General features: G+C 69.9%; 20 protein-coding genes. 10 read left to right on the top strand and 10 right to left on the bottom strand.

The window, feature by feature from the left end; translation table 11 throughout:
- Position 1: 1 nt before the first annotated feature.
- The gene (locus ACFU5K_RS03745; RefSeq protein ID WP_384056326.1) at positions 2 to 1426 is read right to left on the bottom strand and encodes a transcriptional regulator; all 1425 of its coding nucleotides are present in this window, start codon (positions 1424 to 1426) and stop codon (positions 2 to 4) included.
- Between the two features lie 93 nt (positions 1427 to 1519).
- Positions 1520 to 2203: a hypothetical protein gene (locus ACFU5K_RS03740; RefSeq protein ID WP_384056323.1), complete on the bottom strand. Its 684-nt coding sequence runs from the start codon at positions 2201 to 2203 to the stop codon at positions 1520 to 1522.
- Between the two features lie 216 nt (positions 2204 to 2419).
- On the opposite strand from ACFU5K_RS03740, the gene ACFU5K_RS03735 reads away from it, so the two are divergent.
- Positions 2420 to 3229: a hypothetical protein gene (locus ACFU5K_RS03735; RefSeq protein ID WP_384056320.1), complete on the top strand. Its 810-nt coding sequence runs from the start codon at positions 2420 to 2422 to the stop codon at positions 3227 to 3229.
- 115 nt (positions 3230 to 3344) lie between these two features.
- Here ACFU5K_RS03735 and ACFU5K_RS03730 read toward each other — a convergent pair whose 3' ends face one another.
- Both ACFU5K_RS03730 and ACFU5K_RS03725 read right to left on the bottom strand, forming a co-directional pair.
- Entirely contained in the window at positions 3345 to 3536 is a 192-nt protein-coding gene (locus ACFU5K_RS03730) for a DUF397 domain-containing protein (protein WP_384056317.1), read from the bottom strand.
- Positions 3533 to 4396, bottom strand: coding sequence for a helix-turn-helix domain-containing protein (locus tag ACFU5K_RS03725; protein ID WP_384056315.1), 864 nt, complete (start codon positions 4394 to 4396; stop codon positions 3533 to 3535). The genes ACFU5K_RS03730 and ACFU5K_RS03725 overlap by 4 nt, the downstream gene beginning before the upstream one ends.
- Positions 4397 to 4552: 156 nt before the next feature.
- Here ACFU5K_RS03725 and ACFU5K_RS03720 point away from each other — a divergent pair, with 156 nt between their 5' ends.
- Entirely contained in the window at positions 4553 to 5071 is a 519-nt protein-coding gene (locus ACFU5K_RS03720) for an ATP-binding protein (RefSeq protein ID WP_384056312.1), read from the top strand.
- Positions 5072 to 5089: 18 nt separating this feature from the next.
- Here the strand turns inward: ACFU5K_RS03720 and ACFU5K_RS03715 are convergent, their stop codons facing one another.
- On the bottom strand, positions 5090 to 6070 hold the full coding sequence (locus ACFU5K_RS03715) for an SDR family oxidoreductase (protein WP_384056309.1): 981 nt from the start codon (positions 6068 to 6070) through the stop codon (positions 5090 to 5092).
- Between the two features lie 118 nt (positions 6071 to 6188).
- Here ACFU5K_RS03715 and ACFU5K_RS03710 point away from each other — a divergent pair, with 118 nt between their 5' ends.
- The 3 genes from ACFU5K_RS03710 to ACFU5K_RS03700 all read left to right on the top strand — a co-directional run bounded on the left by ACFU5K_RS03710 (position 6189) and on the right by ACFU5K_RS03700 (position 10857).
- Positions 6189 to 6773: a DinB family protein gene (locus tag ACFU5K_RS03710; RefSeq protein ID WP_384056306.1), complete on the top strand. Its 585-nt coding sequence runs from the start codon at positions 6189 to 6191 to the stop codon at positions 6771 to 6773.
- Between the two features lie 261 nt (positions 6774 to 7034).
- Positions 7035 to 9242: a HelD family protein gene (locus tag ACFU5K_RS03705; RefSeq protein WP_384056369.1), complete on the top strand. Its 2208-nt coding sequence runs from the start codon at positions 7035 to 7037 to the stop codon at positions 9240 to 9242.
- 448 nt (positions 9243 to 9690) lie between these two features.
- Positions 9691 to 10857, top strand: a complete 1167-nt coding sequence (locus tag ACFU5K_RS03700; protein WP_384056304.1) for a MarR family transcriptional regulator — start codon at positions 9691 to 9693, stop codon at positions 10855 to 10857.
- Between the two features lie 89 nt (positions 10858 to 10946).
- Here the strand turns inward: ACFU5K_RS03700 and ACFU5K_RS03695 are convergent, their stop codons facing one another.
- Entirely contained in the window at positions 10947 to 11759 is an 813-nt protein-coding gene (locus ACFU5K_RS03695) for a hypothetical protein (RefSeq protein WP_384056301.1), read from the bottom strand.
- A 419-nt stretch (positions 11760 to 12178) separates the two neighbouring features.
- On the opposite strand from ACFU5K_RS03695, the gene ligD reads away from it, so the two are divergent.
- The gene (gene ligD, locus ACFU5K_RS03690) at positions 12179 to 13150 is read left to right on the top strand and encodes a non-homologous end-joining DNA ligase (RefSeq protein WP_384056298.1); all 972 of its coding nucleotides are present in this window, start codon (positions 12179 to 12181) and stop codon (positions 13148 to 13150) included.
- Between the two features lie 40 nt (positions 13151 to 13190).
- On the opposite strand, the gene ACFU5K_RS03685 is transcribed toward ligD, so the two are convergent.
- Positions 13191 to 14186, bottom strand: coding sequence for a Ku protein (locus tag ACFU5K_RS03685; protein WP_384056295.1), 996 nt, complete (start codon positions 14184 to 14186; stop codon positions 13191 to 13193).
- 428 nt (positions 14187 to 14614) lie between these two features.
- Here ACFU5K_RS03685 and ACFU5K_RS03680 point away from each other — a divergent pair, with 428 nt between their 5' ends.
- Both ACFU5K_RS03680 and ACFU5K_RS03675 read left to right on the top strand, forming a co-directional pair.
- Complete coding sequence (locus ACFU5K_RS03680; RefSeq protein ID WP_384056292.1) at positions 14615 to 15457, top strand: ketose-bisphosphate aldolase; 843 nt, start codon at positions 14615 to 14617, stop codon at positions 15455 to 15457.
- 26 nt (positions 15458 to 15483) lie between these two features.
- Entirely contained in the window at positions 15484 to 16263 is a 780-nt protein-coding gene (locus ACFU5K_RS03675) for a DeoR/GlpR family DNA-binding transcription regulator (protein WP_384056289.1), read from the top strand.
- Positions 16264 to 16331: 68 nt separating this feature from the next.
- Here ACFU5K_RS03675 and ACFU5K_RS03670 read toward each other — a convergent pair whose 3' ends face one another.
- The 3 genes from ACFU5K_RS03670 to ACFU5K_RS03660 are packed head-to-tail and all read right to left on the bottom strand — an operon-like array spanning position 16332 to position 18941.
- Positions 16332 to 16862 carry a hypothetical protein gene (locus ACFU5K_RS03670; RefSeq protein WP_384056287.1) on the bottom strand — a complete coding sequence of 177 codons (531 nt, stop codon included), beginning with the start codon at positions 16860 to 16862 and terminating at the stop codon, positions 16332 to 16334.
- Between the two features lie 46 nt (positions 16863 to 16908).
- On the bottom strand, positions 16909 to 17481 hold the full coding sequence (locus tag ACFU5K_RS03665) for a TetR family transcriptional regulator (protein WP_384056284.1): 573 nt from the start codon (positions 17479 to 17481) through the stop codon (positions 16909 to 16911).
- Positions 17478 to 18941, bottom strand: coding sequence for an MFS transporter (locus ACFU5K_RS03660; RefSeq protein WP_384056282.1), 1464 nt, complete (start codon positions 18939 to 18941; stop codon positions 17478 to 17480). Before ACFU5K_RS03660 ends, ACFU5K_RS03665 begins: the two co-directional genes overlap by 4 nt.
- Before the next feature lie 148 nt (positions 18942 to 19089).
- On the opposite strand from ACFU5K_RS03660, the gene argG reads away from it, so the two are divergent.
- Entirely contained in the window at positions 19090 to 20538 is a 1449-nt protein-coding gene (gene argG / locus ACFU5K_RS03655) for an argininosuccinate synthase (protein WP_384056279.1), read from the top strand.
- Positions 20539 to 20703: 165 nt separating this feature from the next.
- Positions 20704 to 21006, top strand: coding sequence for a hypothetical protein (locus tag ACFU5K_RS03650; protein ID WP_384056276.1), 303 nt, complete (start codon positions 20704 to 20706; stop codon positions 21004 to 21006).
- Positions 21007 to 21059 lie beyond the last annotated feature (53 nt).

The raw sequence follows: 21059 nt of genomic DNA, 5'->3' as shown, positions 1-21059 counted from the left end.
GTCACGCCTGTCCCTGCCGCACCGCGTCACGCAGCCACTCGACGCCCTCGCCAGGCACTTCGATGGTTTGCGTGGTGGCCTGGGCCAGCTTCTTCAGGGTGGCCTTCAACTTCAGGACCGCCTCGTCCAGTACCTCCTCGTCCAAGCTGCGGGAAGCACTCGCCAGCACCATGTCAGTAATGCACTGTTCGATGTCCTGGCAGGCATCGTTGAGGCGGTCGGGGGCGGCCTGCTTGCGCTTGCGGACACGAGCGTCCTTGCCGGCAGGCTCAAGTGCATCCTCGACAGCCTTGTGCGCCGCTTCGAAGACAGAGGTGGCCGCGTCCAGTTGGGCGGAAGGCACCTTCTCCTTGGCCCGGACTACCGCCTTCGCTCGGAGCACCGAGTCAGTGAAGGAACGAGCCGCTGCCACCTGGGGCACCTCTGCCTTAACCGCACGGTTGATACCGGGGATCATTCGCGCGGGGCCCGCAGCAGGAGGCGCCTTCAGTTCGTCTGGCAGCCGATGCTCCAAGTAGCGTCCCCGGAAGTCGGCTTCAATGAGACGGACGTCAGTCTTGGAGAAGTTCATCACGATGGCGGCTAGACGGTTCTCCTTGAGCAGCTCGGCCTTCTGCGCATCAGCCTTTGATTCCTTGGCGTAGGCGCGGTGTACCTCCCGCAGCCTCTCCTGCGCGTCCTCGAAGTCCAGTAGCCGCAACTGCACGTCGCCGGCCGAAGACCTGTCGCTCAGATCCCGGAGGCAGGCAAGCACCCAGAGGTCCTGTTCTGCTGTTGATTCCCTGATACGGAAGTCCCTAGCGACCTCCTTGAGCGGGCGGCCCGACTCCACCTGCTCATCGATCGTAAGGAGCCTGTTGATGTACGAATAGGGCCGCCGGGTGTCATGGCGGAGCTGAAGGGAGAGTTCGACCCTGTTGATGTCTGCCCAGGTGCAGGAGTCCGGCAGTACAGCCACTCGGATGTTCTCGACACCCAGCTCGCGCAGGGCTGCCGCCCTGGTGTTGCCGTTGACCAGGATGCCCTCGCGGGTAATGAGCCCCGGCTCGTTCTGCTTGAAGTCAGCAAGGCTCTGCTTCAGCGCGTCGAAATCCTTGTCTCTCTTGGACGGATCAGAAGGTTCCGCTTGGAGCAGGTGCTGAAGGTACTTCTGGCTGTCTTCACTCCAGGGGTCCTCATCAAGCCGGCGGTCAAGCTGGGGGTCGTAGCTGCGCTGTGCCCTGATCCGGTGAGTCCCCGGGTTGTAGTAAAGCGAGTTCACCGGCATGTCGATGACCTGTACTACCTGCGGCTTCGTACGCCACTCGATCGTGAGGGTCTCCTGAAGTCCGGTGCCTGCAGATACGTCGCTGAGACGCTGCTCCACGACATCGCGGTTCTTGGCGGCGTACGGCGGCAAGCCGAAGTCTCCGTCGTTCTTGATCACAGCTCGTTCTCCTCTGGCTGGCGAAGGGTCTGACTGGGCCCATGGTGGGGCTGCTGCCGGCAGCAGCCCCACCATGGCTGTATGGATGGAACTTCAGGCGGGGGGCAGACCAAGGGACTCGCGGACCTTGTCACGCGCCTCCGCCGGCAGCGTGCGGAAGTCCGCCCACACCCGCTCCACGACGCTGAACTCTCGCTCGTCAGCCGAGACCCAGTCCTTGAGAGTCTGCAACTGCAGCCCGCCGAGCTTCTGGACGCGCTCGAGCACGTCGGCGAGATCTGCTTCCAGGGTGCGGCCGCCCACGCGGCAGCGATTGCATTCTGCGATGAGCTGCACCGGCGCAGTGCCGTCGGGCAGCTTCACCTTCCGACGGGCAATGTCGATCTGCGCGGTCTCGAAAGTTCCGGAGTAGGTCTGCCCAGGCGTGATCCCGCACGACCGGCAGCGGTTGCCGTCACGGGTCAGAGTCGTCCGCCGCTGAGTCTCCGTGATGACCGAGCCGCTCTTGGTGGCCTTGCCCGGCTCCCAGACGGGCTGCCCCGCCGCGACGAAACGCAGCTGGTGCTGGCTCAGGCTCGCGTCCTCCCGGTGGGTATCGATCTTCCACCCGTGGTCGCGCAGGTCACGCACCCTGCGATCGGCCTGGCTGATGCCAGGGAAGGCGGCCTGGACCTCCTCCTTGGTGAAGGTGCCACCCTCCTGCACAACAGTAAGCAGCCACAGCGCGGCCCTCTTCATCGTGCCGAGCTTCTTGTTCTCCCACGACGGCAAAGTCATCCACAGCCCCCAGCTATGTCAGATACACGGCAGTCCCGGACGCCAGTCCTCTGGCACCCCTCGCTGACTCCGCCACTCTGGCTGCTTGACGACCCATCACGCCAGGTTCTGCAAGCTTTCGAGGGCTTATGGAAAACATGCATACGCTGCTGAAATCTGTCCCTGTCGTACACAATTGGTGATCAACGCCGCCCTGACGACGAACGGAAGCAGTGCGTGACGCCGAAGCCGAGGACATGGAAAGAGCTGCCGCCCGGCATCACTGCCGCGCACAGGGCGTTAGTGACAGCGCTGCGCGAGATCCGGGAGTGCAGCACTCGGACGCAGGCCGACATCGCCAGGGACGCTCACCAGGAGCCGACCACCCTCTCCAACCACCTGAACGCTGGCCGCATCCCCGAGGAATCGCTTCTCCGCGGCTTCTACGCTGCCGTGGAAAGGGAGACCTCGGGCAGGCTCCAACTGCCGCACACCCTGGCGTCCCTTCTTGATCTCCGCATGCACGCCAAGATGAAGCACTGCGCCTGCTGCTCCGTGGGTTATCCGGCCGCAACCGCAAGCACCCAGTCGGAACCCGAGCAGCCGGCTTCGCGCAGTGTCAAGGAATCCGACCTGGTGCGGGCGCGGCGTCTTCGCCAACGTGCCCGGCACGGATTTCCGATCCCCCGGGAGGGCCCCGGGGTGCCGGTCCCCCGCAGGGAGGGGGACCGGCACCCCGCAGATGCGGCAGAGCTCACCTGGTCCGAGACTGGCGTGGTGGCCCGGTACCTTGCCGATGGCCAGAAGCGGGACGCTGGCTTCCTGCTATGGCAGGCGGGCGCGTCCTATTCGGCCGCGGAAATCGTTGTGGCCGTCGGCTCCTGTCGCGCGGCCGGGCTGCACGATGCCGTTGAGGCAATACTCATCAATGCCGCAGAACGGCCGGACAGACAGGCCGTCTTGAACATCGCGGCAGCACTAAACGATGCCGGCCGGCACGACGATGTCACGTTCATGCTCGCTGCGGCGATGCACGCCGAGGGCTAACCGGGAAGGGGAGCCGGGATCGAAGTCTGCGTTGACTGCCGAGGCGCCGAGCCCGGCTGCACTCGTATCAACGGAGCTCATAGACCACCGGGTGAACCTGCGCACCTGTCTGCCTTCAGACGCGCGAGCCGGCAGCGAGCGCCGTGAAAGCTGACCAAGCACGCAAAGAGATCGTCAGCCCGTGCCTCTGCGTGTCCTTCGAGTCCCGGATCAGTACGGCCTCGGGACGCACTGCGATCTCGACGCAGTTGTCGCCGCCGCCTCCGCTGTAGCTACTTTTGAACCAGGCCGGTTCCACGGTGCTCATCGCCCTCCTCGCATCCGCTGCAACAGGCTTGTCGTGGCCTGATGGCTCAGCGCCTGCGAGCGCATCTTGCCATAGCGCTGCAGCATGTAACTTGCGGCTTCCGGATCGCTGATGAGCATGCTAGTGCCGTGTCCTTCGACGTAGCCAGCCCATCGGTGATCGGCTGTTTCTGCAAGGTACATCTCGCCTTCGAAGCCCGCGTGGTCCTCCTGGACCAGTGGCATCACCTGGAGTTCAACGTTGCGGTACCGTCCCACGAGGAGCAGGTGATCGAGAAGGCTGTTCGTCACGCCCACACCACCCAAGCGCCGCTCCAGTAGCGCTTGTTCGATGATGAAACTGAACGTGGTGTTCGGGCGCTCGATGAGGAGCTGCTGGCGCGCCAGTCGAGCCGATACCTGACGTTCGCACTGCTCCTGGGTGAGTGGGGGCAGGTGGCGCTCGAAGAGGGCCTGGATGTAGGGCTCAGGCTGCAGCAGGCCGGGGATGACGCGGCACTCGTAGGCATAGAGCGATGTCGTGTCCTCTTCGATGGACGCCCACTGCAAGAACCACGAAGCCAGCCCCACCTTCCGCGTCAGGCTCTTCGCCGCCGCCGTCAGCACCCGTGCCGCCGTGGCCCCCAGCACCTCCTCCGAGCGGTCCAGCAAGTCCCGCGGCGGGTAGCGCTTGCCCTGCTCGATCTTGGCGATGTACGCCGCCGAGTACTGCACCAGAGGCGCGAACTGCTCCTGTGTCAGGCGGGCTTCGTCGCGCAGGGCCTTGAGCACCGCCCCGAACGTTCTGAGGCTGTCGGACAACTCGGGCTCGCCGCAGCCCGCGCCGCCCCCGCCCCTGACACCGCCGTTGTCCGTCACCATTCGCGCCCGCATCTCCCCGTGCCGCACTGAGCCATGCTCGACCGGACCCATGGTTACGCAACGTGACTCGCCCAGTCCAGCGCGTGAACCAGTACAAGCCGATCTGTATCGGTGCCGTGCCTGCCGCCGGGGCTCACATCTCCGCAGGCTGGTCGCATGCCAGCCCCTCACACCCAAGCGCCCGTCACCCCACGTGTGTTCGCCCAGCGCTTCTCCGCCACCCGGCGCGGGGCACGCCTCGCGCGCCTGCTCGCCGCACTTCAGCTCGTCGAGTGGGGGTATCCGCGCGGTTCGGAGCACCACGACACGGTCACGATCATCGTCGCTGAGCTCGCTGCAAACGCCGTGCTGCACGGTCTCGTCCCCGGCAGGGACTTCGCCCTGTTCCTCGCACACGACGACGGCAGGGGCGTCATCCGGGTCGAGGTGTCCGACACCCATCCCTCCCGGCCTGCCCATGACCTCCGGCCGGCCCACGTCCCGCCGGCCCTCGACGAGGACCACGGCCGTGGCCTGGTCCTCGTCGACGCCCTCGCCGCCCGCTGGGGTGTCCGCGACCGCCTCGGTCCTGGCAAGACGGTCTGGGCGGAATGCGCACTCCCCACGAGACCAGGTACGCCCCGGCACGGAGAGCCCTCCGGCTCAGGAGCGGAAGCCGAGGCCTTGGGAGGCTGAGCCCTGGGAGGCTGAGCCTCAGCGGTAGTCCTCGGCGGATCCTTCCTTGCCGCCGTAGAAGACCTCCTCGAAGTACGCCCAGGCGTCCGGCCGGCTGCCGTCCACGTCCGTCACCCCGTACACCCTGGCGAGTTCCCCGCTGGACGTGGACTTGCCGTTCCACCGCTTCGCGCGGTCGGGGTCGGTGGCCAGCGCCACGAGCGTCCGGGCCAGGTATCGCGGGGACTCCGCGATCGCGAACGCGGGCTCCTGCGCAATCGCGTCACGCCAGTTCTCCTCACTCACACCGAAGTGGGAAAGCATCTGCTCCGAGCGCAGGAAGCCCGGCGAGACCGCGACCGCCGCGCCCCCGTACTCGGCCAACTCCTGTCCCAGCCCGAACGCGAGGCGGATCGGGGCGTTCTTCGCCAGGTCGTAGTACATGTTCTCCCGGTAGCGGCGATTGGAGTGCGCGGTGCCATCGGTGACCTCCACGTGCAGCGGCGCGTCGGAGCGGATCAGCAGCGGAAGCATCAGCGCCGCCGTGATCACGTGCGATCGCGCACCGAGTTCCAGGATGCGCAGGCCGTCAGCGAGCGGTGTCTCCCAGCTCTTCTTCCCGAACACCGAGGTGGCCAGAAGGTGCTCACCGCCCCACAGATCGTTGACGAGGATGTCGAGCCGCCCGTGCTCCCGGTCGATCCGCTCGACGAGGGCACGTACCTGGGCTTCGTCGAGATGGTCGGTAGGAACCGCGATCCCGACGCCGCCCGCTGCTGTGACCAGCTCGGCGGTCTCCTCGATGGTCTCGGTGGTCCGGCCGACCTCGCTGGCCCGGGCCCGGGTGGTACGGCCGGTTACGTACACGGTCGCACCGGCCCTGCCCAGCTCCACGGCCTGGGCCCGTCCCGCCCCGCGCGTAGCACCCGCCACGAGCGCGACCCGCCCCGCGAGTGGACCCGCCGGGGCAGCGGCCTGCGGAATGTTCGGAGTGTTCCGGGTGGTGTTCTCGTTCGTCATGCCATCCATCGTTCATGGAAAACCCGACAGACCGTGTCACCTTTTAGAGGTTTCCTCACGTGGCAAGTTCCGCGAGCTCCCACCACGAGTAGGTAGGCCCATGGCAGGCTCATGCCGCATGATCGATGAATTCGCGAAGAGTAACCTGCACGGGAGACTGCGGCGGGACCGCGAGGCGCTGCTCTGGAAACTCGACGGCTTGTCCGAATACGACGCCCGCCGACCTTTGACGGTGACCGGGACCAACCTCCTCGGCCTGGTCAAACACGTGGCCAGTGTCGAGGCCAGGTATTTCGGCGAGGTCTTCGACCGGCCGTCCCCGGAACCGCTGCCCCGGTGGCAGGACCACGACGGCAGCGATCTGTGGGCGGCTGAGGACGAGGCGCGCGATCAGATCGTCGAGTCCTACCGGCGCACGTGGGCACACTCGGACGCGACGATCGACGAGCTTGCCCTCGACGCACCCGGCCACGTCCCGTGGTGGCCGGAGCCCTATCGCGACACGAACCTGTTTGCCATCCTGGTCCACGTCCTCGGCGATACCAACCGGCATGCCGGGCACGCCGACATCCTGCGCGAAGGCGTCGACGGCCGAACCGGGATGCGCCCCGAACACGAGACACAGATCGACGAGGACGCCCGTACCGCTTACTGCGCGAAGATCGAGCAGGCCGCCAGATCGGCCGCATCAGGCAAGGCATAGAAGGCTGTCCCACGTAGCTCGATGTTCGAGCGCGTCAGCCAGACGGGCCCGCCCGCCCGCTCGGCGGACACTCGTGGGCGGTCCCCGCCGGTCCCGCTTTCCCCGGTACGCACGAAATCCCCGCTCCGCAATTGCCGGACGGGGATTTCCTCACGTATATTGGATGTTTCTGTGCGCCCACAGAAAAGGCCCCACACCGGGGGCCACGAGAATCACCTTATCCGGCAGGGAGCGGTTTTGTCAACTCGCGAAAACGTCGAATTGCAGAAGGAGCAGGAATTCGTCGACCGGCTCTACGACCGTGTCGACGCGCTTCGCGGGGACACCGCGCAGGGCGTCGAGGAGGCGCTGACCCCGGTCGGGAACGGCCTGCAGGCCCGCCTGGAGCGGGACGTGCTCGTCTCCGAGCGCTCAGGCCTTCTGGCCGCCCTCAACGCGGTGGACGGTTCCCTGTGCTTCGGGCGCATCGATCTTCTCGACGGAGCCGCGCACCATATCGGCCGTATCGGAATTCGCGAGGACGACACCGAGCACACCCCCCTTCTGATCGATTGGCGCGCGCCCGTCGCCCGGCCTTTCTATCTCGCCACCGGACATACGCCGATGGGGCTGCGCCGGCGCCGGCACATCACCAGCGAGGGCCGCACGGTGACCGAGCTGCACGACGAGATCCTCGACCTCGGGGACGACGAGCGCAGCGGCTTCGAGGACCCGACCGGTGACGCCGTGCTGCTCGCCGCGCTCAGCTCCGCCCGTACGGGCCGCATGGGCGACATCGTGCGGACCATCCAGGCCGAGCAGGACCGCATCATCCGTGCCCCGCACCGGGGAGTCCTCGTCGTCGAGGGCGGTCCCGGTACCGGCAAGACGGCGGTCGCCCTGCACCGTGCCGCCTTCCTGCTGTACGAGCACCGTGAACTCCTGGCCAAGCGCGCGGTGCTGGTCGTGGGCCCGAACCCGGCGTTCCTGCGCTACATCGGTGAAGTGCTGCCCGCACTCGGTGAGACCGGCGTCATGCTCGCCACGCAGGCCGAACTCTTCCCCGGCGTACACGCCCGGGGCACGGACACCCCGCGGGCGGCGGCCGTCAAGGGAGGGGCCGGGATGGCGGAGGCGCTGGCCCTGGCCGTACGCGACCGGCAGGTGCTGCCCGAGCCCGGCGCCCCGATCGTCGTACCGCACGACGACGGTGACCTCGTCCTGGACTGGGAGATCGCCTACGAGGCCCGGCAGGTCGCCCGCGACACCCTGCTGCCGCACAACCTCGCCCGCCCGTACTTCGCGTTCCAGATCATCGACGCCCTCACCGCCCAGCTCACGGAGCGCATCGGAGCGGACCCGTACGGCGGTCCCAACTTCCTCGGCGCGGACGACATCGCCCAGCTCGGCAAGGCCGTCGCCGCGAGTGAGCAGGTGCATGCCGCCGTCGCCGAGCTCTGGCCGATGCTCACCCCCGAGGAGTTCCTCGCCGACTATCTCGCCGAGCCCGTGTACGTGGCGGAAGGGGAGGCCGACGCCATCCGGCGTTCTCCCGGCGGCGAGTGGACGCCGGCCGACGTGCCGCTCCTCGACGAGGCGGCCGAACTGCTCGGGTCCGACGACAGCGCCGCGCGGGCCGCCCAGGAGGCGGAGCGCCAGGAGCGCGTGGCCTACGCACAGGGCGTCCTGGAGCTGTCCCGGGGATCGGAGTCCTTCGAGTTCGAGGACGAGGAGTCCGAGCGCCTGGCCGCCCACGACATCATCGACGCCGAGCGGATGGCCGAGCGGCAGGAGGAGGCCGATCACCGGAGCGCGGCCGAACGCGCAGCCGCCGACCGGACCTGGGCCTTCGGTCACATCATCGTGGACGAGGCGCAGGAGCTGTCACCGATGGCGTGGCGGCTGCTGATGCGCCGCTCTCCCACCCGCTCGCTGACGCTCGTCGGCGACCCCGCGCAGACGTCCGAGGAGGCGGGTGTCGGGTCCTGGGAGAAGATCCTGGAACCGTACGTCGGCGACCGCTTCGACCATGTGCGGCTGCGGGTCAACTACCGTACGCCCGCGGAGGTCATGGACCTGGCGGCCAAGGTCGTCCGGGCCGAGGACCCCTCGTTCGAACCGCCGGGATCGGTGCGTTCGACGGGTGAGCAGCCGTGGACGCGCGAGTCCGGAGCCGATCTGGCCGGTGCGGTGGCGCGTGCCGTCGCCGAACTGACGCCCGAGGAGGGGCGGCTCGCGGTGATCGCGCCGCGTGCGCTGCACGAGGAGATCGCGGCGCCGCTCGACGGCGTCACGGCCGGCGCGGAACCCGACCTCACCCACCCCGTGGTGCTGCTCGGCCCCCGCGAGGCGAAGGGCCTGGAGTTCGACAACGTCCTGGTCGTGGAGCCGGGACGTTTCGGGACCAGCGATCTGTACGTGGCGCTGACCCGCGCGACGCAGCGCCTCGGCATCGTCCACCGGGAGGAGCTGCCCGGCTCGCTGCGCTGACAGGGCGGTCGGCTCTCATGTCCAGCCCCGGCGCTCGTGTCTCGGCACCCGTATCCCGGGTCCCGAGCTCCGGGCGTCCACTTCACACGTTCGGGGAACCACGTTCGGGGGACTCGGAACGCCTGGTTCGCCCGGAGCTTGAGCTTCGGGACCCGGGCGTCGGGATGCGGGATCCGGGATTCGAGCGCCTTCTTTATCCGGGGGGAAAAGAAGGTTCAGGAAAACCTCCCCGACCTCCCTGACCCGTCACGGCCAGCAAGTATGACTAATCGTGAGCAACTTGCGGCGGAGCGTCGCGACTGCCTACGGTGCGAGAACCAAACGACCCCGACACGGTGTTGGTCGCACCAGGCCGGGGTCTCACCGCAAGATCTCCGAAAGCGATCCCGTGGTTACCCAGCACAGTAGCTCCGCCCTGCGTCCCCCTGCATCCTCGAAGCCGTACCCGATGGCCAAGCCCGGCTACGGCAAGCGCGCGGCACCCGGACAACCTCCCAGCCGCACAGCCGACTTCGCGCTGCTGCCCGACCGTGAGCGCTACGTCGCCGGTTTCATCGACCGGCTCCCCGACGGCGCCGCGATGGACGTCAAGAGCCTCGCCAAGCAGCTGCCGCTCTACGGCCAGCAGGCCGTGGGCTCCGCCTTGAGGTACGTGGCCGCCGCGGGTCATCTGCGCCGCGTGCGGTGCCTGGTGAGCGTGATGGGCCAGTTCCGCTGGGTGTTCAGGACGTTCTGGTCGCGCACCGCACGCACCAACGAGTGGTGGGCCACCGCTGTCGAGAGCCTTCCGGGCGTCATCAAGACCGTCGTCACCGGAGTCCGGGACTTCGTCGGAGGCCTCGTCAGCGAGCCGCTCGGCGAGCCCGTCGAAGGCGAAGACGTCCCGCGAGCCGATGCCCCCTCCGGTCCGGACGCTCCCGATGCCACTGCCGTCCCCGCCGGGCCCGCCCCCACCAGGGCTTCCGGCTTCTCGGATCCTCCGCAGGAGGCAGCCGTGACGACCGCCTGCGCCCCGCCGAGCACGCCGTCCTCGCGCGCCTCATCACTCACGCCTGACCTTCCGGCGCCAGGCCTGGCCTCCCCCGCCGCCGTGCCTGTCCCTCCCGCGCCGCCGCAGCAGCGGACTCCCGCCTCCGGTGGGCATTCCACGGCCTACCTCGCGCTGGCGAACCTCGGTCGCATCGACTCACGGCTGCCCCTGTCCGCCGCCGACTGCGCGGTCCTGGAGGGCCTGGCTGCCGGGTGGCTCGCGCGCGGTGTGAACACCGACTACCTCACTCAGGCCCTCACCGCAGGGCTCCCGCCCCAGGTGGACTCGCCCGTGGGCTTCGTACGCCGCCGCCTCACCGACAAGATCCCGCCGCACGTGTCCGCCGCCCCGGATCCGGCCGCACCCGGCGCGCCTGTGCGCCCCGTGCTGGTCGAATGCGCCAAGTGCGCCGCACCGGGCCGCCCGGAAGCACTCCCCGACGGCCTCTGCCGCCCCTGTCGCACCTCCGCTCAGGGAGGAGCAGCAGCAGGAGGAGCGGCGCCCGAGCCTGCGCTCGGCCTGCCGAGCGAGCGGGACGTGCGCGCCTTCGCCGCCGACCTTCGCGTCCTGCTCAAGTCCCCCTGAGCAGAGGCGTTCTACCGCGTCGCAGGGCGACGCGGTGTGCGACCCGAGCCCTGGAGGCCGGCGGCCGGTCCAGGGCTCGACCGGCCGCGTCAGCGGGCTCGATATGTCCTGACGCCCCCGACCTCGAAGTCATAGACGTTCCGGTTGATGCGGAGGCCGTCGACCGCGCCGATCCACATGTTGTCACGGCCCTTGCCCACCGCGGCCGTGAGGATGGTCGCTCCGGCGCCGCCGTCGTTGAGCGCTGCCTGCATCTGCTGGAGGGAGCACTGAGCAGCCTGGTTGCAGGCAGGGGCCTCGTTGCCCGTGAGGTACCAGTAGCCGGACGAGGTGGCGTCGATGAAGCCGCTCCAGCGGTTCGTCACCGGCGAGGCATCCGGTACCCACACCAGCGAGGAGTAGTTGTCGCCCGGAGCCGTGGCCAGGTTCGGATCGATCTCGAACCTGATGTTCGGCATGTTCCCGGGGCCCCCGTAGTCCACGTTCTCCCCGGTCTGGAAGACGTGGAACCCGACCTGCCGCAGGCCCTGCACCGGGTCCCCGAAGAAGTCGACCTCGTTGCCGAAGTCGACCTTCTCGCTGGGCGGGCTGAGCGTGGTGGCGTTGTCCGCCACCTCGATGCCGAGACTGCCCCGCCCGTAGGGCGGCGCGGCCGAGGGACCCGTGACGCCGAACGAGCCGAACGGGCCGTTCCGCAGCTCGGCGACGGGAGAGCCGATGGTGTTACGGGCGATCACGCCCCAGTAGTCCGAGTAGCGCGCGTGGCTCCCGTCGTTTCCCTCGCGTCCGTCGTCCCCGTCCGCGGCTGCGGCCGTAGGCCCGGTAATCACCGAGGAGACGATCGCGGCCAGGGCTGCGACCGCGAGGGCACGGCCTCGGGTCGCACCGAAGTGAGTGCTCACACTCATTTCCTTTCAGGTAGGCGCAGGGCACTCTGCGGGCGCAGGTGCCTCAGCGCGGCGCGCCCACCGGACATGACCGTCAGTGAGTGCGCACTCACCACATAGGGGTATGAACACCCATCACGCAACGGATGATCCAGCGTGCCCGTCACTCCCCGTGTCGCATATGCCCGTCGCATCGCCGCCAGGGCGTTGCGCCGGCTCCGGTGCGCAGGCCGGGCCGACGGTAATCACCGCCGGGGCATGCGGCACCCATTGGAGGGCCGTGCGGCCTCGGGGCGCAGCGCCGGACGGCCCTCCTTCATGGCTCAAGTGGCGATCGGCGAGGCTCATCGCCACCCGACCGCTTCGGGCACAGGATGTCGGCTCACCGGCCCTGATCACCGGCCCCGCCCGGGTGGGGCTGAGAAGGTGCTGCAATGCCCTCCTTGCCCCGTATCGCCCCGATGCTCGCCACCCCGGGCCGTCTGCCGTCCGCAGCCTCCGACGACCAGTGGGCGTACGAGGTCAAGCAGGACGGCCAGCGCGCCATGGCCTACGCGGAGGGGGACGGAACGCTCCGGCTGCTGGCCAGGTCGGGCGCCGACATCACCCCGGCCTATCCGGATCTGGCCGCGCTCGGGGCCGCGCTCGGCGGCGTACCGGCGGTGCTGGACGGCGAGATCGTCGCCCTGGACAGTCAGGGGCGCGGCGACTTCGAGCGGCTGCAGTCGCGGATGGGGCTCTCGGGGTCCCCGCAGAAGGCCGCCCGCATGGCCCAGCTGGTCCCCGCGCACCTGGTGCTGTTCGACGTGGTGTTCCTGGACGGGACGAGCCTGACGGCCCGGCCCTACGCCGAGCGGCGGGCGACGCTGGAGGCTCTGAGGCTCGACGGGCCCCACTGGTCGACGCCCGCGGTCGTCGTCGGGCACGGCGAGAGCGCACTGGCCATGACGCGGAAGGCCGGACTCGAAGGCGTCATCGCCAAGCGCCTCACGTCGGTGTACGAGCCCGGGGTCCGCGCCCGCACCTGGATCAAGATCCGGCACGTCCGCACGGTCGACGTGATCGTCGGCGGCTGGGTGCCGGGACGAGGCCGGCTCGGCGGTCTGCCCGGCGCGCTGCTGGTCGGCGAGCGGCACGCGGACGGGCTCCGGTACGCCGGCAGCGTCGGCACGGGGTGGAGCGACGCCGAGCGGACCCGGCTCGCGGGACTGCTCGACGTGGCCGCCGTCGACACGTGCCCCTTCGACGAGAATCCGCGGGTCGCCGGCGCCCGGTGGGTGCTGCCCCGGCTGGTCGGCGAGGTGGGCTACTCGACCCGTACCAAGGCGGGGCGGCTGCGCCATCCCTCCTGGCACCGGCTGCGTCCGGACCTCGCGCCGGACGACGTCGGCCGAGGAGGGCCGTAACCCGGCGGATTCCCTCAGCAGGCAGGTCCGCGGGAACGGGTCAGGAGGCCGTCCGCTTCCTCGCGGCCGTCTTCCTGGCCGGCTGCTTCTTGGCCGTGGCCCTCCCGGAAGCGGTCTTCTTGGCAGTGGTCTTCTTGGCAGTGGTCTTGCGGGCGGACGTCTTCCCGGCGGCCGCCTTCGGGGACCCCGACGCGGCCTTCTTCCGGGCCCGGGGTTTGCCGGGCGTCATCTCGTGCACGGTGGCGTCCTCGCCCCGCGTCTCCTTCGCCGCCTTCACCGAGGCGTTGAGCGCGGCCATGAGGTCCATGACCTTCCCCGGCTCCTCCTCGCCCTCGCCGCCTGGCTCGGCCGGAAGGGGCTTGCCCTCCGACTTGGCCGCGATCAGCTCTTCCAGGGCCTCCCGGTAGCGGTCGCGGAAGCCGGAGATGCCGTCCAGGGCCATGCTGTCGGTGAGCTGCACGGCCCGTTCGATCTCGTCCTCGTCCAGCTCCGTCTCCCGGGGGGCCAGGGATTCGGGGCTGCGGATCTCGTCCGGCCACCGCATGGAATGCAGGACGATGGCGTCATCCCGTACCCGCAGGAGCCCCAGCCGCTCGCGGTTGTGCCAGGCGAACTTCGCCACGGCGACCTTGTCGCTGCGCTCCAGCGCCTTGCGCAGCAGGGTGTACGGCTTCGCCGCGACCTGGCCGTCGACCGCGAGGTAGTAGCTGTCGCCGATCCGCACGGGGTCGATGCTGTCGGCGTCGACGAACGCCACGATGTCGATGGCCTTCGCCGTCGGCAGCGGCATCCGGTCGAGTTCCTCGTCCGTGACGGGCACGGTCCGGTCCTTGGCGATCTCGTAGCCCTTGCCGATCTCCTCCTGCGTGAGGACCTCGCCGTCGAGCTCGCACACCTTGCGAGTACGGATCCGCCCCATGTCCTCCCGGTGGTACTGGTGGAAGGAGATCGAGTGGTTCTCGGTGGCGGACACCACCTTGATCGGGATGGTGACCAGGCCGAAGCTGATCGCTCCGGTCCACAGGGGCCGCGGCATCCGGTTACCTCCAGACCCCCCTGGTGGCTTGGCCGGGAGGCGGACCGGAGCGCCCGGAAGGGAGAACCGGCCCGAGAGGGCCTGGGCGCAGCCGGGCCACCGCCCGTAAACCGATACTCGCGCCCCCGGTCCCGGACCGCATGTGGATCACCGGTCGGCGGCGGAGCGCGCCGGCCACCGGACCGGAGAGCTGGGCGGACCACCGGCCCGCCGCGGAGCGGGGTCACCCGGCGGCGGGGCCGGCCGCGTCGTTCAACTACGCCTGGCACGCCTCCTCGTGGGCCTCCCGCCGCACATCCGCGATGGCGCCACGAAACAGGGCACTCAGAAACAACCCCTGTTTCATATCTGCTTGATACGCGCTATAAATGAGCAACTTCGAGCATTTCTCGCCTGGTTTCACGCATCCGCCCTCGCGAAGGAAGCCCATGCCGCTCACATCCACCGGTGACATCACCCACGGCGCCCGCACCGGTGCGGCCGGCATCGGGGCGTTCAACGTGGTGCAGATCGAACACGCGCAGGCCATCGCGCGCGGGGCGGAGACGGCCGGGCTGCCGGTGATCCTGCAGGTCAGCGAGAACACCGCCCGCTATCACGGCACCCTCGAAGCGATCGGGCTCGCCTCGCTCGCCGTCGCGCGGGCCGCAGACGTGCCGGTGGCCGTGCACCTCGACCACGCCGAGTCGGCCGGGCTGGTGCGCGAGGCCGTCCGGCTCGGCTTCACCTCGGTCATGTTCGACGCGTCGAAGCTGCCCTACGACGACAACGTGGCCGCGACCCGGGAGATCACCGACTACTGCCACGGCCAGGGGGTGTGGGTGGAAGCGGAACTGGGCGAGATCGGCGGCAAGGACGGGGCACACGCCCCCGGTGTGCGCACGGATCCGGACGAGGCCCGCGCATTCGTCGAGGCCACGGGTGTCGACGCCCTGGCCGTGGCCGTCGGCAGTTCCCACGCGATGCTGACCCGCGACGCCGCCCTCGACTTCGCGCTCATCACCCGACTGCGCGACGCGGTGGGCGTCCCGCTCGTCCTGCACGGCTCCTCGGGTGTCGGTGACGAGGGCCTCGCCGAGGCGATCGTCGCGGGCATGACGAAGGTGAACATCTCCACCCACCTGAACAAGCTGTTCACGCGCGCCGTCCGCGGCTATCTGGACACCCACGCGGACGCCGCCGACCCCCGCGCCTACCTCGGCCCGGCCCGCGACGCCGTCGCCGCGGAGGTGGCCCGCCTGCTTGCGCTCCTGGCACGCCCCGGGCGATAGGGTTCGCTCCGAGCAAGGAGGACCAGGTGGCGGCGCACACACGATGGACCCGGCTGCTGGAGATCCTCGGCGACCAGGGCCACCTCGACGTACTCGAAGCCGCCGAACAGCTCGACTGCTCCCCCGCCACCGTCCGCCGCGACCTGGACGAACTGGCCCGGCAGAACCTGCTGACCCGCACCCGGGGCGGCGCGGTGGTGAGCACCGTCGCCTACGACCTGCCGCTGCGCTACAAGGCCGCCCGCAGGGCCGACGAGAAGCAGCGCATCGCGAAGGCCGCCGCCGAACTCGTCCCGTCCGGCTCCACCGTGGGCATCAACGGCGGTACGACGACCTCCGAGGTGGCCAGGGAGCTGGCCGTACGGCCCGAACCCGCGGGCGGCGGCACGGCGTTGACCGTGGTGACCAACGCGATCAACATCGCCAACGAGCTCGCGGTCCGTCCCCAGGTCAAGATCGTCGTCACCGGCGGGGTGGCCCGGCCGAACTCGTACGAACTCGTCGGCCCCCTGGTCGACTCCGTCCTGCGCACCCTCGCACTCGACTACACGATCCTCGGCGTGGACGCCATGCACCCGCGCTTCGGCGCGGCCACCCACGACGAGTCCGAGGCCGGGGCCAACCGGGCACTCGCCGAGTGCGCCGGCACGGTGATCGTGGTGGCCGACTCGTCGAAACTCGGACGCCGGGCCTTCGCCCAGGTGTGCGAAACCGGCGCGGTGTCGGTCCTGGTCACGGACCGCGACGCACCGGCGGACGTCGTCGAGGAGTTCACCGGCCTGGGCATCGAGGTCCTGCGGGTGTGACCCGCGGGTGTCCCGTCGGCCGGGCCGTCGGGCCTCACGCGAGGGTCCGGCGCGGGCTCTCCCGGGCTTCAGCGGTAGTCCTCCGGGTGGCCCTGCATCCAGGTGTTGACCCGGCCCCTTGTGCCGAGCAGCAGGCCGCGGTGCTTCTCCAGGTTGGCTGTGGAGAAGTCGCCGTGCAGCGTCGTGCGCAGCGTGCCGATCCAGGCGATGGGCTCCCTGAAGTGCTCGGGGCCCTGCTTGTCGGCCTTCATCGACTCGTCCAGTCCCCCCAGCTCCTCGTTGACCCGGCCCAGGAAGTAGGCACAGTTGCCGTCACCGGGCGTGCAGCCGTCCATCAGGGTCGCCTGGAGTCCGGCGAACGCGTCCCGCACCAGTGCGGGCCCGGCGGGACCCGTCTCGACGGCCTGTGCCGCCCCGGTCGGGACGGGCTTCGGTGACGCTTCGTCGGCGGCCGCCTTCGCCGCGACCGCGGCGGACGGATCCACGTACGGGACGTCGCCACCCGGCCCGTCGGTGGTGGTGGCCGCGCCGCAGCCCACCAGGCTCACTCCCAGGATCACAGCCGCTGTCGCGGAACGCAGGCCGGTACGGATCGGCATGAGGCCCCCCTCGTCGATTGGTCAGGACCCTATCGCTCCGGGCCGGTCAGCCCTCCACCAGGCTCTGCAGCGCGGGGGCGTAGAGGTCCGCGAGGTGCTCCGGCGTCGCCCGCGCGCCCGCGCCCTCCCGGTGCAGGCTGAGGGTGGCACCCAGACCGATGAGGTGGCCGGCGATCAGTTCGGCGCGCAGGGCCCGCTCACGGCCTGGGAGCCGCGCCGTCAGGCGTTCGGTCACCTGCTCGTGGAAACGCACACGGAGCAGGGAGCGCTCGTCGTGGTTGCCGAGGGAGAAGACGACCCGCAGGAGCGGGTCCCCCTTCTGCTCCCTGCGCCGACGGACGAGCATCAGCACCATGTGGCGGCCGAGCCCGTCGAGCGGGGCGTCGAAGAGCTCCTCGGCGGCGGGACCGAAGTCGGCGACCGTGTTGAAGAGTTCCTCCTTGCGGCCGAAGTGCTTCACCAGGAGGGACGCGCTCACCCCCGCATCGGCGGCGATGCCCCGGAGGGTCACCTCGGCGTACGGCCGCTGGGTGAACGCGCGGCGCGCGGCGAGCAGGATCGCGTCCTTGCCCGTGGCGGCCGCGTCCGGCGCGGTCGGTGCGGTGACTCGGGCGGTCATGCGCCCTCCTGGATAGGCATCGTCCGCGTACGGCCGCTGCTCCTGCGTTTACCTCCAACCTTACCGCTGCCGCCGGGCAGGCACAGTGTCACGCCGAGCGCCAGCAGTGCGGCGCCGCCCGCGATGAGGAAGACCATCTGGTAGGCCCCGAGAGTCGGGGCCTCGCGGCCTCCTGCCAGAAACGTCAGGTTGGCCAGCACCGCCGCAACCGTGGCACTGCAGAAGGCCTGGCCGATCGACCGCATGAGGGTGTTCAGGCCGTTGGCCGCGCCCGTCTCGCTCACGGGGACACCGCGCATGACAAGCGCCGGGAGCGCGGAGTACGCGATCGCCGTACCGGCCGCCACGACCGTGGCGCCCGCGATGATCAGCCCGAGGCTGTGACTGGTGAAGTACCGCACCACATAGCCGACGGCGATGATCCCGGCGGCCAGCGCCAGGCTCGTCCTCGGGCCGTGCTTCGCCGAGATGCGCGCCGATACCGGCGAGAGCGCCACCATCGTCACACCGCCGGGCAGCAGGCACAGTCCGCTGACGACGAGCGAGGCGCCGAGGCCGTAGCCGGTGGCCTTCGGCTCCTGCACCATCTGGGCGGTGACCAGCGAGTTGGCGTAGAAGGCGAAGCCGATCAGCAGCGCGGCCACGTTGGTGAGGAGCACGGCGGGCCGGGCCGACACCCGCAGGTCGACCATGGGAGTGCGCACCCGGAGCTCGTGGACCCCCCAGACAAGGGCGATCACGACCGCGGCGGCGAGCAGGCCCAGGGTCCGGACCGACGTCCAGCCCCAGCCGCCTCCCTGGGTGACGGCCAGCAGCAGGCAGACCAGGGCGGCGGTCAGTCCGAGCGCGCCGAGCACGTCGAACCGGCCACGGGAGCGCAAGGGGGACTCCGGTACGAAGCGGAGCACCAGGGCGATGTCTATGAGTCCGATCACGCCGGAGACCCAGAACATCGTGTGCCATTCGAAGTTCTCGATGACAACCGCTGCGACGGGCAGCCCCACGGCCGCACCGATGCCCAGGGTCGAACTCATCAGCGCCACGGCCGACAGCACCCGCTCAGGCGGGAGTTCGTCGCGCAGGATACTGATGCCCAGGGGCACGACGGCGATGGCCGCGCCCTGGAGCGCGCGCCCGGCGATCAGCAGGCCGATGTGGGAGCTGACCGCGCACAGCACGGAACCGACGACGAGGACAACCAGCGACGCGACGAGGACGCGGCGCTTGCCGTACATGTCGCCGATCCTGCCCAGCACCGGGGTGAACACCGCGCCGGTCAGGAGGGTCACGGTGACGAGCCAGCTCGCGGCCGCCGGGGTCGCGCCGGTGAGCCCCGGTATGTGCGGGAGCAGCGGCACGACGATCGTCTGCATGATGGCGACCACGACGCCGCAGAAGGCCAGGATGCCGACGGCGAAGCGGGGGTGGTCCGGGGCGGGCGCGGATGCGGGTTCGGTCATCGGATCTCCGTAAGCAGAGGGGGGTGCACAAGCGTTCACCCCTCAGGGTAAACGCTTGTGCACCCCCCTGGCGACAGCCGGCCGGACCGGGCCCGGGCGACCCCTTACGGCACTTGCATATACATGCACGAGCATGCATACTCTTCCCATGTCTAAGGTTCTCACCTCCCTGCCCACCGGTGACCGCGTCGGCATCGCTTTCTCGGGCGGCCTCGACACGTCCGTCGCCGTCGCGTGGATGCGCGACAAGGGTGCCGTCCCGTGCACCTACACCGCCGACATCGGCCAGTACGACGAGCCCGACATCGCGTCGGTGCCGGGCCGCGCGAAGGCCTACGGCGCCGAGATCGCGCGCCTGGTCGACTGCCGGGCGGCACTGGTCGAGGAGGGCCTGGCAGCGCTCGCCTGCGGCGCGTTCCACATCCGCTCCGGCGGCCGCGCCTACTTCAACACGACGCCGCTGGGCAGGGCCGTCACCGGGACCCTGCTGGTCCGGGCGATGCTCGAGGACGACGTACAGATCTGGGGCGACGGCTCCACGTTCAAGGGCAACGACATCGAGCGGTTCTACCGCTACGGCCTGCTGGCCAACCCCCACCTGCGCATCTACAAGCCCTGGCTCGACGCCGACTTCGTCACCGAGCTCGGCGGACGCAAGGAGATGTCCGAGTGGCTCGTCGCCCACGGCCTGCCCTACCGCGACAGCACGGAGAAGGCGTACTCCACGGACGCCAACATCTGGGGCGCCACCCACGAGGCGAAGACGCTGGAGCACCTCGACACCGGGGTCGAGACCGTCGACCCGATCATGGGCGTCCGCTTCTGGGACCCCTCGGTCGAGATCGCCCCCGAGGACGTCACGATCGGCTTCGACCAGGGCCGGCCGGTGACGATCAACGGCAAGCCCTTCGCCACCGCCGTCGACCTGGTGATGGAGGCGAACGCCATCGGCGGCCGCCACGGCCTGGGCATGTCGGACCAGATCGAGAACCGCATCATCGAGGCGAAGAGCCGCGGCGTCTACGAGGCCCCGGGCCTGGCACTCCTGCACGCCGCCTACGAGCGCCTCGTCAACGCCATCCACAACGAGGACACCCTCGCCCACTACCACAACGAGGGACGGCGCCTCGGCCGGCTGATGTACGAGGGCCGCTGGCTGGACCCGCAGGCCCTCATGGTCCGTGAATCCCTTCAGCGCTGGGTCGGCTCCGCCGTCACCGGCGAGGTGACCCTGCGGCTGCGGCGCGGTGAGGACTACTCGATCCTCGACACCACGGGACCGGCCTTCAGCTACCACCCGGACAAGCTGTCGATGGAGCGCACCGAGGACTCGGCGTTCGGCCCCGTGGACCGGATCGGCCAGCTCACCATGCGCAACCTCGACATCGCCGACTCGCGCGCCCGGCTGGAGCAGTTCGCGAGCCTCGGCCTCGTGGGCACCTCGCAGCCGGCGCTGATCGGCGCGGCCCAGGCCGCGGCGACCGGACTCATCGGAGCCATGCCGGAGGGCGGCGCCCAGGCGATCGCCTCGCGCGGCGAGGTCTCGGGCGACGACGAGCTGCTCGACCGCGCCGCGATGGAGTTCGGCACCGACTGACCGGGCGGCCCGGGCACCGGGCACCCACCGGCCGGCCGGACACCGGCGCGATCACCCGCCCGCAGACCGGCCCGGCCGCAGTGCACCGAGGACCCGAGAACTATTCTCGGGTCCTCGGCACATGCCGGCAGCAGGCCGGCACCCGCGAGATCGAAGGTGGCGGCAATGGCGAAGGTCCCGACAGCGGCAGTGGCGGCGAGCGGTCTCGTCGGCGGGTACGGAATCGCCCGATGGACCCGGAAGCGCCAGCTGGGCGGCGTCGCCCTGGCCGCCGCCGGCTCGGTGGCGGCGTACGGCTGGAACAGGCAGGCCGGGCCCCGCGCGGCCACCGCCCTGACCGTCGCCTACGTCGCCGCGTTCGCCGGCTCGCACCCGCTGGCCAAGAAGGTCGGCGCCTGGCCCGCCGTGTTCACCGTGGCGGGCGGCATCGCCGCCGCGTCCTGGGCGGTCACCCGGCGCAACGCCTGAGACAGCACACGGCACCGCGAAGAAATCACCCGGGCGCACAGAAAATCCGTGCC

Origin of the sequence: Streptomyces sp. NPDC057428, from assembly GCF_042803195.1 — a bacterium.
Classification (GTDB): domain Bacteria; phylum Actinomycetota; class Actinomycetes; order Streptomycetales; family Streptomycetaceae; genus Streptomyces.
Note: the sequence above shows the minus strand (reverse complement) of the source record. Positions and strands in the feature narration are given on the sequence as shown.

What these genes read in the sequence shown, in the direction of transcription:
- ACFU5K_RS03740 (WP_384056323.1), bottom strand. Translation starts at nt 2,203, where the DNA reads ATGACTTTGCCGTCGTGGGAGAACAAGAAGCTCGGCACGATGAAGAGG.
- ACFU5K_RS03730 (WP_384056317.1), bottom strand. Translation starts at nt 3,536, where the DNA reads ATGAGCACCGTGGAACCGGCCTGGTTCAAAAGTAGCTACAGCGGAGGC.
- ACFU5K_RS03725 (WP_384056315.1), bottom strand. Translation starts at nt 4,396, where the DNA reads ATGGTGACGGACAACGGCGGTGTCAGGGGCGGGGGCGGCGCGGGCTGC.
- ACFU5K_RS03720 (WP_384056312.1), top strand. Translation starts at nt 4,553, where the DNA reads ATGCCAGCCCCTCACACCCAAGCGCCCGTCACCCCACGTGTGTTCGCC.
- ACFU5K_RS03715 (WP_384056309.1), bottom strand. Translation starts at nt 6,070, where the DNA reads ATGACGAACGAGAACACCACCCGGAACACTCCGAACATTCCGCAGGCC.
- ACFU5K_RS03710 (WP_384056306.1), top strand. Translation starts at nt 6,189, where the DNA reads ATGATCGATGAATTCGCGAAGAGTAACCTGCACGGGAGACTGCGGCGG.
- ACFU5K_RS03700 (WP_384056304.1), top strand. Translation starts at nt 9,691, where the DNA reads ATGGCCAAGCCCGGCTACGGCAAGCGCGCGGCACCCGGACAACCTCCC.
- ligD (WP_384056298.1), top strand. Translation starts at nt 12,179, where the DNA reads ATGCCCTCCTTGCCCCGTATCGCCCCGATGCTCGCCACCCCGGGCCGT.
- ACFU5K_RS03685 (WP_384056295.1), bottom strand. Translation starts at nt 14,186, where the DNA reads ATGCCGCGGCCCCTGTGGACCGGAGCGATCAGCTTCGGCCTGGTCACC.
- ACFU5K_RS03680 (WP_384056292.1), top strand. Translation starts at nt 14,615, where the DNA reads ATGCCGCTCACATCCACCGGTGACATCACCCACGGCGCCCGCACCGGT.
- ACFU5K_RS03670 (WP_384056287.1), bottom strand. Translation starts at nt 16,862, where the DNA reads ATGCCGATCCGTACCGGCCTGCGTTCCGCGACAGCGGCTGTGATCCTG.
- ACFU5K_RS03665 (WP_384056284.1), bottom strand. Translation starts at nt 17,481, where the DNA reads ATGACCGCCCGAGTCACCGCACCGACCGCGCCGGACGCGGCCGCCACG.
- ACFU5K_RS03660 (WP_384056282.1), bottom strand. Translation starts at nt 18,941, where the DNA reads ATGACCGAACCCGCATCCGCGCCCGCCCCGGACCACCCCCGCTTCGCC.
- argG (WP_384056279.1), top strand. Translation starts at nt 19,090, where the DNA reads ATGTCTAAGGTTCTCACCTCCCTGCCCACCGGTGACCGCGTCGGCATC.
- ACFU5K_RS03650 (WP_384056276.1), top strand. Translation starts at nt 20,704, where the DNA reads ATGGCGAAGGTCCCGACAGCGGCAGTGGCGGCGAGCGGTCTCGTCGGC.